The following is a 13,745-nucleotide window of genomic DNA, read 5'->3' on the forward strand; positions in this document are numbered from 1 at the left end:
TAAAAAAGGGCGGTGGAAATGTCCACCGCCCCTTTTTCATTGTGGTTCATTCAGGTGCGGGAAAGGCCGATCCGCCGTTCAAGGTGAGGAAGCGGGAGGATTTCAGCGCTGTCGGCCGCGGCCAGATCAAGCAGCGACGCCACCTCCGCCGGAAACGCCGCCGCCTTCGGCCGCCCGCCCGCCTGCGAGACATGCAGCATCATCAGCTCGCTCCACGCAAGCAGCGCGCCGCCGGCATTGTGCATTTCCAGATAGCCATGCAGACGCTTTGAATCCGCCGCCAGCACATGCAGCGACAGGTTCAGCGCATCGCCTTCATGACATTCGCGCAGATAGCCGGTGCGCATGTCGAGCGTATAAAGAGTGGCGGATGTAGCCGCACGATAGGCAGCGTCGAGACCAATCTCATCCATGTAGGCGGTCATGGTCTCGGAGAAGGCAATGGCATAGGCGAAATCGGCCATGTGGCCGTTATAGTCCACCCATTCCCGCCCCACCCGCGTCTTGCGGGTGAAGCTCGCCGCAGCGCGCCTGTCGGTCATGCCTTGCGGTTGTCCAGCCAGTGCCGGACTTCACCCACCACGCCGCGCCGGAACAGAAGCACGCAGATCATGAAGGTAGCGCCCAGAACGATGGTAACCGGGAAGCCGGAGGTGGCGAAGAAGTTCTGCAATCCGACGAGGATGCCTGCGCCGACCACCGGCCCCGCCATGGTGCCGATGCCGCCCAGCAACGCCATCAGGATCACCTCGCCCGACATGTTCCATGCCACGTCGGTCAGCGTCGCGAACTGGAACAGCAGCGCCTTGAGACTACCAGCGAGACCGGCGAGACCAGCCGACATAACAAAGGCGGCGAGCTTGTAGCGCTGCACGGAATAGCCAAGCGAGATGGTGCGCGGCTCGTTCTCACGGATGGCCTTGAGGATCTGTCCGAAAGGCGAATGCACGATACGCCAGATCAGCATCAGGCTCAGCACCGTCATCACGGCGATGAAGTAATAGAGGTTCATCGTGTCGTTGAGGTCGATGAGCCCGAACAGCTTGTCGCGCGAAAAACCCTGAATGCCGTCCTCTCCATTGGTGAACGGAACCTGCAGGCAGAAGAAGTAGAACATCTGCGCCAGGGCCAGCGTGATCATGGCGAAGTAGATGCCCTGCCTGCGGATGGCGATGGCGCCGATGATCAGACCCAGCACGATGGCCGCACCGACGCCGGCAAGGATCGCCACTTCCGGCGTCACCTGCCACACTTTCATGGCATGGGCCGTCACATAGGCAGCGCCGCCGAAGAAGGCGGCATGGCCGAAGGACAGAAGCCCCGTATAGCCGAGCAGCAGGTTGAAGGCGGCGGCGAACAGCGCGAAGCACAGAAGCTTCATCATGAAGATCGGATAGACCCACATGGGCGCGACGAGCAGCGCCGCGACCACGAGCGCAAGAAGGATGAACCCCGAACGAGGGCTGCGACGGGACGGCATGTCGGCGGCTTCGGTAGGAATGGCGCTCATATCAGGTCTCCTTTCCGAAAAGCCCGGCCGGGCGCAGCAGGAGCACGATGGCCATGATGACGAACACCACGATGTTGGCCGCCTCCGGATAGAAGACCTTGCACAGGCCCTCGATGATGCCGAGCATATAGCCGGTGACGATGGCCCCAAGGATGGAGCCCATACCGCCGATAACCACCACGGCGAACACGATGATGATCAGGTTCGAGCCCATCAGCGGACTGACCTGAAACACGGGAGCAGCCAGCACGCCTGCAATGCCGGCAAGCGCGCAGCCGAACCCGTAGGTCACGGTCAGCAACACCGGCACGTTGACGCCGAAAGCCTGCACCAACGTGGCATTCTCGGTCGCCGCGCGCAGATAGGCGCCGATCGAGGTCTTCTCGATCACCGCCCAGGTGCCGAGACAGATGACCAGAGAGGCAACGACGACCCAGCCGCGATAGTTGGGCAGCACCATGAAGCCCAGATTGGTTGCGCCCCTCAAGGCTTCCGGTGCGGTGTAAGGCTGGCCGGATGTGCCGAAGAAATGGCGGAACGTGCCTTCCAGCAGCAGCGCCAGACCGAAGGTGAACAGCAGGCCGTAGAGATGGTCGAGACCATAGAGGCGGCGCAGCATCAGCCGTTCGATCGCCATTCCGACGATGCCGACGATCAGCGGCGCAAGAATGAGCGCGCCCCAATAGCCGATGCCGGCATAGGCCAGCAGCATCCACGCTGCGAAGGCACCGAGCATATAAAAGGCGCCATGGGCGAAATTGATCACCCGCAGAAGGCCGAAGATGACGGCCAGTCCCAGCGACAGCAATGCGTAGAACGACCCGTTGATCAATCCGATCAGCAACTGCCCCATAAGGGCAGGCAAAGGCACTCCAAAGATCATCGTCATCTCACACCCCCAGAGCCGTGTTGAGCGCCTCGGTGCGCGCAGGCAATTCCGACACGGAGAAACTGTCGATCATCTTGCCGTGGTCCATCACGTAGAAATGGTCGGCGATGCGTGCTGCGAAACGGAAATTCTGCTCGACCAGAAGCACGCTCAGGCCGTGCGACTTCAGAACCTTCAGCATTTCGCCGATGCGCTCCACGATGACGGGCGCGAGCCCCTCGGTCGGCTCGTCCAGCAGGATCATGCGCACGCCGGTGCGCAGGATGCGGGCGATAGCCAGCATCTGCTGCTCGCCGCCGGAAAGCTTGGTGCCGGGGCTGGTGCGCCGCTCCAGCAGGTTCGGGAAGATGTTGTAGATTTCCTCAAGGCTCATGCCGCCTTTGGCCACCACCGGCGGCAGCAGCAGGTTTTCCTCGACGGAAAGGCTGGCGAAGATGCCGCGCTCTTCCGGCACGAACCCGAGGCCTGTGCGGGCCACGCGATGCAGCGGCAGGCGCATGATGGAGCGCTGCTCGAACTCGACGTCGCCCTTGCGCTTGCGGATGATGCCCATGATGGCGCGCAGCGTCGTGGTCTTGCCCACGCCGTTGCGGCCAAGCAGCGTCACCGTCTCGCCCGCAAAAACGTCGAGATCGACGCCGTGCAGGGCATGGCTCTCGCCATACCACGCTTCGAGGTTGCGTACCTTCAGCTGCGCAGCCGCGCCCCCGCCGCGCGGAGCGGCGCCGGCCGCAGGAACCGGATCAGTGCCCGCCATCTTCAGACCCCATATAGGCTTCGCGCACGCGCGGGTCGGTGCTGACGGTGGCGTAATCGCCGCGCGCCAGAACTTCGCCACGCTGCAGAACGGTGATCTCGTGGCCGATATCGGCAACCACCTTGAGATTGTGCTCGACCATGAGCAGCGCGCAGTCGCGTGCGACGGTCGAAATCAGGGAGGCCATGTTCTCCACGTCCTCATGGCCCATGCCGGCCAGAGGTTCGTCGAGCAGAAGCACACGCGGTTCGAGCGCCAGCGTCGTGGCGATCTCCAGCGCGCGCTTGCGGCCATAGGAAAGGTCGGCGGCGCGCCGCTGCGACATATCGGCAAGGCCAACACGGTCGAGCAGTTCCATGGCGCGCGGACGCAGCCTGTCGAGGCTGGAAAGCGGCCGCCAGAACTGCACCGCGAGATTGTTGGCGCGCTGCAGGGCAATACAGACATTGTCGAGCAGCGACATGTCGCCGAAGGTGGCGGAGATCTGGAACGAGCGGACCATGCCCATGCGCGCAACGCGCGCCGGATCCATCGCCGTGATATCTGTTTCGTCCAGCACGATACGCCCGGCCGTCGGTGTATAGAACTTGGTCAACAGGTTGAACACCGTGCTCTTGCCGGCGCCGTTCGGGCCGATCAGCGCATGCACCCGGCCATGATGAATGTCGATGTCGACATTGTTCACGGCAAGGAAGGGCCCGAAGCGCTTGGTCAGCCCCCGTGCCGAAAGAACGGCACGGGAGGCGCCAGCATCGGAACGAACCGCGGCTGGATGGGTGGTCATCGTTATCCGATCACTTCTTGACGAGCGGGCAGGCGCTGTTTTCCACGGAAGCGAAGGCTTCCTTGCCCGGGATGGTGGCGAGCACTTCGTAAAGGTCACCGGCAGACGTGGATTCTTCCGGCTTCTTCACGCGGACCAAGAACATGTCGTGGACGACGCGGCCGTCTTCACGCAGATAGGCGTTACGGTTGAAGAAGTCGTTGATGTCCATGCCGCGCATGGTTTCCATCACCTTCGAGCCGCTTTTGGCTTCACCGGCCTTTTCGGCAGCCTTCAGATAGTTGGTGACGGCCGAGTAGACGCCGGCATGAACCATGGTGGGCTTCTTGCCGTCCATGCGCTCGCTGTAGCGGGCCGACCACTCGCGGGTCTGGTCATCCATATCCCAGTAGAAGGCGGTGGTGAGCGTCAGGCCCTTGGCGATATCGAGGCCAACGCCCTGCACGTCGGTGAGGAACAAAAGCATGCCGGCAATCTTCTGCCCGGCATCGGTGATGCCGTATTCCTGCATCTGCTTCAGCGCGGTCATGGTGTCGCCGGAGGAGTTGGCAAGCGCGATGACATCGGCGCCGGAAGCCTGCGCCTGGAGGATGTAGGACGAGAAGTCGGTGGTCTCGCGCGGATGACGCACGGAACCCACAACCTCGCCGCCAGCGGCCAGAACGGCCTGCGTGGTATCAGCCTCAAGCGCGTGGCCGAAGGTGTAGTCCACGGTGATGAAGTACCACTTCTTCGCGCCTTCCAGCGTCATGGCGCGGCCGGTGCCGTTAGCCATGGCAAAGGTGTCCCAGGTCCACTGCGCGGTGGAGGGCGAGCAGGCCTCGCCGGTCAGCGCCGAGGAACCGGCCGTCGAGATCAGGAAGGCGGTGTCCGTCTGGCGGGTGATTTCCTGCACGGCCATCGCCACCGACGAGGTCGGCACGTCGATGACAGCGACCACGTTCTGAGAGTCGATCCAGGTGCGGGCCAGCGTCGAGCCGACATCGGGCTTGTTCTGGTGATCACCGACGATCACCTCGACCGTCTCGCCCAGCAGCTTGCCGCCGAAATCCTCGACCGCCATCTGCGCGGCCACGACAGAGCCCTGCCCCGCAAGGTCGAAATTCATGCCCGACATGTCGGTCAGGACACCGATGCGGTAAGGCTCGGCGAAAGCCGCCGTTGCCGACAAAGTAAACACCGTCGACACAATGATGGTCTTCAGATTTTTCATTCCACTACTCCTCCATCAGGCACACAGGCGTGCCAGAACCCGGATGCGCGAACCGCCGCACATCCCCCGAAATCATGAATGACTGGCATCCTCCAGGACGCGCCGGGCGAGATAAAACTGATCGCCCTCGCTGGCCGCCGCCCAGTTCTGGCGGGTTTCAGCATCGATCGCGGCCTTAGTCATGCGCAGGGCAAGCGAAGGTGCCTCTGCCACCCCGGCAGCCCAGTTTCGTGCTTCCGTCTCAGTCGAGCCATCAGCCACGACACGGTCGCACAGGCCGAGCGACAGCGCTTCGTCGGCGCCGATCTTCTCGTCACAGAACAGAATGCGCTTGGCCCGCGTCGAACCGACGCGCTCGACCAGAAGCGGCAGACCACCCCAGCCAAGCGTCATGCCGAGACGGATTTCAGGAAAGCGCAGATAGGAGGAAGCGCCCATGACGCGGAAATCCGCCGTCAGCGCCAGAATGGCACCGCCGCCAATCACCGGCCCTTCAAGGGCAGCGATGACCGGCTGAGGAACCCGGCGCCACGCATCCGTCATGCGACCGCCGGCATTCATGGCCTGCGCCCGCTCGACATCGCCGGCACCCGGCTTCCACAGAGCCTCATCCCTGAGATCGACACCCGCAGCGAAGATGGAAGGAGTTCCGGTCAGCACGACAACAGCAATGTCGGCCCGCTGCGCGAGCGCCAGCGCGGCGCTCTCCAGACCGGCAATCAGCTCGGCATTTAGCGCATTGGCCTTGCCGCCGCGATCGAAGCGCAGCGTTGCCACAGCGCCTTCCGACACCGTCGTTACTCCAGACATGAATCCTCCCAAAATGGGCCTTCTTCGCGGTTCTGTGCAGAAACCGCTTTGACATACTACCGAGTATGTTGCATATCCGGTTTGAACTTTGCAAGGCATATTTTCATCGGGCATATTGCGGTGCAAAAGTCCCGCTGCCCCCCAGGAAGGAGACCCGGATAGATGACGACCGGCCCTGCGCTCGCACCTGAACCCGCGCTTGATCACAATCGCGCGGTACTCCGCTATATCCTTGAAAATTATGCGCAATCGAACCCGGATGCGCCCTTCGTCCATTTCTGGCCGGGCCCGCAGTGGAGCTATTCGGAAACGCTGAAGCGGGTGCGGATACGCGCCACCACGCTCGCCCGCGCTGGCGTGAAGCGCGGCGACCATGTGCTGTGCCTGATGGGCAACGGGCCCGACCTTCTGTGCACCTGGTTCGCCATAAATTATCTTGGCGCGGTCTATGTGCCGATCAACACCGGCGCGCGGGGACGCGTGCTGGAACACATCCTCGAAGATGCCGATGCGCCGCTGCTGATTGCCGCAGCGCCGCTGGTCGAGCGCCTCGGGGAGGTTTCACCCGGCAAGGTGCAGACCGTTCTGGTGTGCGAGGGCGACGCGCCCGCCATCGCAGGTCTCGACATCCGCCCGCTGGTCGATGCTGAGGCGGAGGAACCCGCCTTGCTGGAGCTTTCGCAGCCGATCGAGCCGTGGGATCTCTACGCCATCATGTACACGTCCGGCACCACCGGAAACGCCAAGGGCGTGATGAGCAGCTATACGCAACTCTATACGATGGGCCCTGACGCTTTCGATTGCGTGGAGGCGGACGACCGCTGCATGATCTGCGGGCCGATCTTCCATTGCGGCTCGACACTGTTCGTCTATGCGATGCTGGCGCGCGGGCTTTCCATCGGCATGATGCGCGAGTTCAAGACCGGCACCTTCTGGCAGGCCGTGCGTGAAACCGGCTCGACCTACTGTCTGCTGCTCGGCGTCATGGCGAGCTTCCTGCTCAAGCAGCCGCCGGCCGAAGGCGAGCGCGACCATCCGCTGCGCCGTGCCTTCATCACCCCCTTCGGCGAGGACGGACCGCTGTTTGCAAAGCGCTTCGGCGTCGATGCATGGACGATCTACAACATGACCGAGATCGCCAGCCCCATGGTGGCCGGCCCCGGCATCACGGAAAAGGGCATCGCCGGTAAACCGCGGCGCTGGTACGAATTGCGCATCGTCGACGGGAACGACATGGAAGTTGCTGACGGAGAGGTGGGCGAACTGATCGTGCGCACCCACCGTCCATGGGCCCTGATGAGCGGCTACTACAACAACCCGGCCGCCACGGTGGAGGCCATGCGCAACGGCTGGTTCCACACCGGCGACGGTTTCCGCCGCGCACCGGACGGCACCTATTTCTTCGTCGACAGGCTGAAGGACGTCATCCGCCGCCGTGGCGAAAACATCTCCTCCTTTGCGCTTGAAAGCGAAGTGCTGAACATCGCGGCCATCCGCGAATGCGCGGCAGTCGCCGTTCCGAGCGAATTCACCGAGGACGAGGTGCTGATCGTCGTCACGCCGGTCGAAGGCGCGACCATCGATCCCCTCGCCGTGAAGGCAGAGCTGGAAAAGGCACTGCCGCGCTTCATGGTGCCGCGTTACATTCGCATTCTGGACGACCTGCCCAAGACGGCCTCTGGCAAGGTGCAGAAGCATCTGCTGCGCAAGGAAGGCGTGACCTCCGACACCTATGATGGCGAGGTGAGGCGCTGACGGACGGCTGCGTCCTCAGCTTTCGTCCGGAACTGTGCCGGTCGTGGCGCCGGCAAGAGCAAGCTCGTCGATCAGCATGTTGCGAAAAATGGTTCCGCCAAGGCCGAGTGGACGAGCCCTGCGATGGATGAGATAACAGGTGTTGGCAGTGCGACTGCCTTCCGCCCGCAATTCGCGTATATCGCCTTTCTCCACCCAGTGCTGCGCAAAGGAGATGGGCACGACGCCCAGATAGCGTGAGGACAGCACCAAAAGCATGCGCGACAGGATGGTTGGCGCCGTCGCCCTGATCATCAGCCCCCGGACAAACTCGGAATAAGCCTCCTCCTGCGTGACCTCCGTGGCGACGAAACTATGCCTGCGCAGTTCAGCGGGAGTGATCATGGCATCCTCCATGTCAAACAAAGGATGCTGGCGGCCGCAGAAAATGCCCATCCACTCTGTGCAGACAGGGGTGGCAGCGAGCGCATCCGTGTGACGGCTGAGCGCGGTAAAGCCGAGATCGGCGACACCTTCGAGAACCGACGCATAGATGTGATCGGGTGAGCTCATGCGAATGGTCAGCCGCAACCCGGGATAGCGGTCGCTGATGCGGCCAATGGCGCGCGACATGGGTTCACCGAACTCGAACAGGAAACTGTCGTCCACGAACAGCGTGACCTTGTCTTCCAGTTTCTGCGTGGCTGCACCAATGAAATCGTTGAACCGGCCGATTTCGCCCAGCAGTTGCACCGCGGCGGAGTGCACCATCTGCCCCTGCTCCGTCAGCCGGAACCCGGACCTGCCACGTTCGCAAAGGCGCATCGCCAGACGCCCCTCAAGCCGGCTCAGACCGAGGCTGATGGCGGATTTTCCCTTGCCCAGCCGGGCCTGCGCCGCCGTGATGCCACCGGCTTCGACGATCTCCACGAACTCGCGCAGACTTGCGATATCGGCGTCGGAAAGATTGCCGCGGAACGGCTTGCTGAGCGGTGTCATGTCTTTGTCCTCGATTTGCCAATAGTTTTCATTTCATCAAACTTTGGTCAAGCAAACTGATATCGACGCGAAGCGACCGATCGGATAGCGCAAGGGAAGGAAGAAGCTGGCGGATGATGCGCAAGGCAGCCTTGCAGGCTGTACCTCTGCCCCTGTCCGGCAGGGCCGGTCGCCGGAAAGCGCGTACGCGGCCTGCCTTCTGAACCATTTTGGCTGGCGTAGCGCCGGCCGGACCAGGCGAAACCAGCGCCCATCGGGCGCGCGGCAACCACAGGAACAGAAACGATGACCGAACTGAAGAACTTCGACAAAACGCCGGAAGCAAGCGACATCGCCCACCATTTCCATGGCTACACCGATGCCCGCCGCCATCAGGAAGTCGGGCCGATGATCATCGAAAGCGGTCAGGGCATCTATGTCACCGACAACAGCGGCAAGCGCTATATCGAGGGTCTTTCGGGCCTGTGGAGCGTAGGCGTCGGCTTTCAGGAGGATCGCCTGATCAACGCTGCCACGAAGCAGCTGAAACAGCTGCCTTACTATCATAATTTCGGGCACAAGAGCCATCAGGCGGCCATCGCGCTTTCCGACCAGCTGGTCGAACTCGCCCATGTGCCTATGAGCAAGGTCTTCTATACGAACTCCGGTTCCGAGGCCAACGACACCGTGCTGAAGATGGTGTGGTATCGCTCCAACGCGCTCGGCAAGCCGGAAAAGAAGAAGGTCATCGCCCGCACGCGCGGCTATCACGGCGTGACCATCGCCTCGGCAAGCCTGACGGGCCTGCCGAACAACCACCGCTCCTTCGACCTTCCGATCGACCGCGTGCTGCACACCACCGCGCCGCATTACTGGAAGGAAGGCCGCGACGGCGAGACGGAGGAGCAGTTCGCCACCCGCTGCGCCAACGATCTGGAAGCACTGATCCAGAAGGAAGGTCCCGAGACCGTCGCCGCCTTCTGGGCCGAGCCGGTCATGGGTGCGGGCGGCGTCGTCGTTCCGCCGAAAACCTATTTCGAGAAGATCCAGGCCGTTCTTGCAAAGTATGACATCATCTTCGTCGCCGACGAAGTCATCTGCGGCTTCGGCCGCACCGGCGAGATGTTCGGCTCGATCACCTACGACATCCGCCCCGACGTGATCGTAATGTCGAAGCAGATCACATCGAGCTACGTCCCCTTCTCCGCGATCATGATGAACGACCGCTTCTACCAGCCGCTTGCCGACGAGAGCCACAGCATCGGCACCTTCGGCCATGGCTTCACCGGCGGCGGCCACCCGCTTGGCGCTGCCGTGGCGCTGGAGAACATCGCCGTCATCAGGGAACGCGATCTCGTCGCCAATGCCCGCGAGATCGGCACGCACTTCCTGCAGCGCCTCGAAACGCTAAAGGACAGCTCGCTGATCGGCGAAGTGCGCGGCGTCGGCCTGATCTCGGCCATCGAGCTGGTCAACGACAAGGCGACGAAATCGGTCAGCACGGTCGGCAAGCTCGGCGGGCTGATGAATGCCGCCATGCAGCGCAACGGCCTGATTTCCCGCAACATGGCCGACGCGGTCGCCTTCTGCCCGCCGCTCATCATCACGATGGCCCAGGCCGACGAGATGTTTGAGATCATCGCCAAGTCTCTGCGCGAGGTCGAAAGCGAAATCGGCGCAGCCTGAAGAAGCCGCCAGCAAACCATAGCGCGGCACGTCCTTGTCCGGGATGGCGCCGCGCTTTCAGGAACAGGATCCGTCGAATGTCCCGCAACGAAAAGCACAACTACATCGCCGGGGAATGGGTGGCCGCCGCCGAATTCACCGAAAACCGGAACCCGTCGGATCTCGATGACGTGATCGGCCACTACGCTCAGGCGAGTGCACAACAGACCGGGGATGCCATTGCCGCCGCGCGCGCTGCACTGCCGGAATGGGCGGCGGCAACGCCGCAGTTCCGCGCGGAAATTCTGGAGCGGGTCGGCACCGAGCTGATGGCACGCCGCGAAGAGCTTGGCGAATTGCTCTCCCGCGAGGAAGGCAAGATACGCGCCGAAGGCATCGGGGAAGCCACCCGTGCAGCACAGCTTTTCAAGTTCTATGCGCAGGAAGCCCTGCGCGTGGAAGGCATCGCCATCGCCTCGATCCGGCCCGGCGTGCGCGTCGAGGTACGCCACGAGCCAGTCGGCGTCATCGGCATGATCACGCCGTGGAATTTCCCCATCGCCATTCCGGCATGGAAGATCGCGCCCGCCCTCGCCTATGGCAACACGGTGGTTTTCAAGCCCGCCGACCTGACACCCGGCTGCGGATGGGCGCTGGCTGAAATCCTCTCGCGCGCCGGCCTGCCTGCCGGGGTCTTCAACCTCGTCATGGGCAAGGGCCGTATCGTTGGCGATGCCATCGCCCGTTCGCCGCTCGTCGATGCCGTCACCTTCACCGGTTCGGAAGCAACCGGCCGCGGCATTCGCGGCATCGTTGCCGAGCGCGGCGGCAAGGTGCAGCAGGAAATGGGCGGCAAGAGCCCTCTCGTGGTGCTCGACGATGCCGATCTCGACAACGCCATCGACTGCGCCATTGGCGGCTCGGTGATTTCCACCGGCCAGCGCTGCACGTCGAACACCCGCATCATCGCCACCCCGGCCATTCACGATGCGCTGGTTGAAGGAATGGCGAAGCGCACGCGTGCGCTGGTGGTCGGCAATGCCCTCGATCCCGCAAGCCATATCGGCCCCGTGGTGGACCAGAAGCAGCTCGACACCAACCTGCGCTACATCGCGATCGCCGATGACGAGGGCGCCGAGCGTCTTTGCGGTGGCGAGATTCTGGAACGGCCGCAGCGCGGCTTCTACCTGTCGCCGGCGGTCTACGCCAACTGCACCAATCAGATGGTGCATGTGCGCGAGGAAATCTTCGGGCCGGTCGTCAGCGTGATCAAGGCCGCCGACTATGAGGAAGCGCTCGCCATCGCCAACGATTCGGACCTTGGCCTTTCCTCGGGAATCTGCACGAAATCGCTGAAATATGCCGAGGACTTCAAGACCCGCTCCGCATCGGGCATGGTGTTCGTCAACCTGCCGACCGCAGGCGTCGACTACCATGTTCCGTTCGGCGGCAAGAAGGCGTCGAGCTATGGCCCGCGCGAGCAGGGCCGCGCCGCGCGCGAATTTTTCACCAGCTCCAAAACGGCCTACACCAACCCGCTTTGATATAAACGGACCGGCAGCGGAGCCCTCCCAGGGGATTTTCGCTGCCGGTCGATTTGTGTCACACCGAACACAAGCCTATATCGTTATCTGTCGTACGCAGCATGGAGGAAGACATGAGTGAGCTTTTGGACAAGCGCAAATTCTATATCGACGGCAAATGGGTAGACCCTGTCGCTGCGAATGACCTTGAAGTGATCGATCCCTCGACCGAAGAGCCCGTCGCGGTCATCAGCATTGGCGCGCAGGCCGACACCGACCGTGCGGTCGCGGCTGCGAAAGCAGCCTTCGCATCATGGTCGAAGACCTCGCCGGCCGAGCGGCTTTCCTATGTCGAAAAAATTCTCGCCATCTACAAGCGCCGGGCAGCGGAAATGGCCCAGTCCATGACGCTCGAAATGGGCGCCCCGCAGGACATGTCGCTTGCCTCGCAGACGGGCGCCGGCACCTATCATATCGAGACCTTCATCGAAGCCTACAGGAATTTCGAGTTCATCCGCCCGCTGGGGCCGCATGCACCGACCACCATGGTCGCATGGGAACCGATCGGCGTTGTCGGCCTGATCACGCCGTGGAACTGGCCGATGAACCAGGTCACCCTCAAGGTCATTCCGGCCATACTGGGCGGCAACACGGCCGTTCTGAAGCCATCCGAAATCGCCCCGCTCTCCTCCATGCTGTTTGCCGAGATCGTGCATGAGGCTGGCCTGCCCGCCGGCGTGTTCAACCTCGTCAATGGTGATGGCGTAGGTGTCGGAACGCAGCTTTCGGTCCATCCCGACATCGAGATGATCAGCTTCACCGGCTCCACCCGTGCCGGTATCGCCATTTCCAAGGCGGCCGCGGCATCCCTGAAGAAGGTGGCGCTGGAACTCGGCGGCAAGGGCGCGAACCTCATCTTCGCGGACGCCGATGCGGACGCGGTGGTGCGGGGCACCCGCCATTGCTTCAACAATTCCGGCCAGTCCTGCAACGCGCCCACCCGTATGCTGGTGCAGCGCGAGGTTTACGAAAAGGCGGTGGAAACGGCTGCCCGCGTTGCCGGGGAGACCGCCGTGGCCAGCGCGCATCTGCCCGGCGCGCATATCGGCCCGGTGGTGAGCAAGCAACAGTGGGACAAGATTCAGGACCTCATCCAGAAAGGCATCGAGGAAGGTGCGCGTCTGGTCGCCGGCGGCCCCGGCCTGCCTGAAAACGTCAACCGTGGCTATTTCGTGCGGCCCACCGTGTTTGCGGACGTCAACAACGACATGACCATCGCAAGGCAGGAGATTTTCGGGCCTGTCCTGTCGATCATCCCCTTCGACACCGAAGAGGAAGCCGTCGAGATCGCCAACGACACGCCCTATGGCCTCACCAACTACGTGCAGACGCAGGACGGCGCCCGCCGCAACCGACTGGCGCGTCAGCTGAACGCCGGCATGATCGAGATGAACGGAGAGTCGCGCGGTGCTGGCTCGGCCTTCGGTGGCGTCAAGGCGTCCGGCCGGGCGCGCGAAGGCGGCTGGATGGGACTTGAGGAGTTCATGGACTCCAAGTTCATCTCCGGCTGGAGCCTGAACGACTGATGAGCTGCGGCCCGGAAGACCCGGGCCCTGAATGAAAACGTGACCTTCCGGGACCGCAGCCCGACATCCGGGCTGCGGTCCCTGGCATATATCGCATCGATATCTGCCTCAATTCGGTAGGGAAAACAGAACCTCATACCGGCCTTAAACCGTGCCATACGGTATCCTCAGATCCGATTTCCCGGTGATCTGCGATCGCAGAATCCGGATCGGCGCCTCATCACGCAGATGCATGTTTTGCAGGGTCTGGAACCCGCTTTTCGCGGTATCCGCCTGGATGCAAACTGCCCTCGATC

At 62.7% G+C, this 13,745-nt stretch carries 12 protein-coding genes; 4 read left to right on the top strand and 8 right to left on the bottom strand.

What is annotated here, in order from left to right:
• Nucleotides 1-50: 50 nt before the first annotated feature.
• From MIC97_RS06535 to MIC97_RS06565, 7 genes are all read right to left on the bottom strand, one after another.
• Nucleotides 51-542: a thioesterase family protein gene (locus tag MIC97_RS06535; protein WP_239799352.1), complete on the bottom strand. Its 492-nt coding sequence runs from the start codon at nt 540-542 to the stop codon at nt 51-53.
• Nucleotides 539-1,480, bottom strand: coding sequence for a branched-chain amino acid ABC transporter permease (locus MIC97_RS06540; RefSeq protein ID WP_239801053.1), 942 nt, complete (start codon nt 1,478-1,480; stop codon nt 539-541). Before MIC97_RS06540 ends, MIC97_RS06535 begins: the two co-directional genes overlap by 4 nt.
• Nucleotides 1,481-1,511: 31 nt before the next feature.
• Nucleotides 1,512-2,399 carry a branched-chain amino acid ABC transporter permease gene (locus MIC97_RS06545; RefSeq protein ID WP_183831724.1) on the bottom strand — a complete coding sequence of 296 codons (888 nt, stop codon included), beginning with the start codon at nt 2,397-2,399 and terminating at the stop codon, nt 1,512-1,514.
• A gap of 1 nt (nt 2,400) precedes the next feature.
• A complete protein-coding gene (locus MIC97_RS06550; protein ID WP_239801054.1) occupies nt 2,401-3,090 on the bottom strand; it encodes an ABC transporter ATP-binding protein in 690 nt (229 codons plus the stop codon).
• Between the two features lie 52 nt (nt 3,091-3,142).
• On the bottom strand, nt 3,143-3,940 hold the full coding sequence (locus MIC97_RS06555) for an ABC transporter ATP-binding protein (RefSeq protein ID WP_183831726.1): 798 nt from the start codon (nt 3,938-3,940) through the stop codon (nt 3,143-3,145).
• A 10-nt stretch (nt 3,941-3,950) separates the two neighbouring features.
• Nucleotides 3,951-5,153 carry an ABC transporter substrate-binding protein gene (locus MIC97_RS06560; RefSeq protein ID WP_239799353.1) on the bottom strand — a complete coding sequence of 401 codons (1,203 nt, stop codon included), beginning with the start codon at nt 5,151-5,153 and terminating at the stop codon, nt 3,951-3,953.
• Nucleotides 5,154-5,225: 72 nt separating this feature from the next.
• Entirely contained in the window at nt 5,226-5,963 is a 738-nt protein-coding gene (locus MIC97_RS06565) for an enoyl-CoA hydratase/isomerase family protein (RefSeq protein ID WP_239799354.1), read from the bottom strand.
• 162 nt (nt 5,964-6,125) lie between these two features.
• Between MIC97_RS06565 and MIC97_RS06570 the strand changes: the two genes are divergently transcribed.
• Nucleotides 6,126-7,718: an AMP-binding protein gene (locus tag MIC97_RS06570; protein ID WP_239799355.1), complete on the top strand. Its 1,593-nt coding sequence runs from the start codon at nt 6,126-6,128 to the stop codon at nt 7,716-7,718.
• Nucleotides 7,719-7,733: 15 nt separating this feature from the next.
• On the opposite strand, the gene MIC97_RS06575 is transcribed toward MIC97_RS06570, so the two are convergent.
• Nucleotides 7,734-8,696: a LysR family transcriptional regulator gene (locus MIC97_RS06575; RefSeq protein WP_239799356.1), complete on the bottom strand. Its 963-nt coding sequence runs from the start codon at nt 8,694-8,696 to the stop codon at nt 7,734-7,736.
• Between the two features lie 285 nt (nt 8,697-8,981).
• Between MIC97_RS06575 and MIC97_RS06580 the strand changes: the two genes are divergently transcribed.
• From MIC97_RS06580 to MIC97_RS06590, 3 genes are all read left to right on the top strand, one after another.
• Nucleotides 8,982-10,361, top strand: coding sequence for an aspartate aminotransferase family protein (locus MIC97_RS06580; protein ID WP_239799357.1), 1,380 nt, complete (start codon nt 8,982-8,984; stop codon nt 10,359-10,361).
• A gap of 77 nt (nt 10,362-10,438) precedes the next feature.
• Nucleotides 10,439-11,884, top strand: coding sequence for an aldehyde dehydrogenase family protein (locus MIC97_RS06585; protein ID WP_239799358.1), 1,446 nt, complete (start codon nt 10,439-10,441; stop codon nt 11,882-11,884).
• A 113-nt stretch (nt 11,885-11,997) separates the two neighbouring features.
• The gene (locus MIC97_RS06590) at nt 11,998-13,449 is read left to right on the top strand and encodes an aldehyde dehydrogenase family protein (RefSeq protein ID WP_239799359.1); all 1,452 of its coding nucleotides are present in this window, start codon (nt 11,998-12,000) and stop codon (nt 13,447-13,449) included.
• The last annotated feature ends 296 nt before the right edge of the window (nt 13,450-13,745 follow it).

The organism is Aquamicrobium sp. NLF2-7 (assembly GCF_022359935.1).
In the GTDB taxonomy this organism is placed as follows: Bacteria; Pseudomonadota; Alphaproteobacteria; order Rhizobiales; family Rhizobiaceae; genus Mesorhizobium; species Mesorhizobium lusatiense.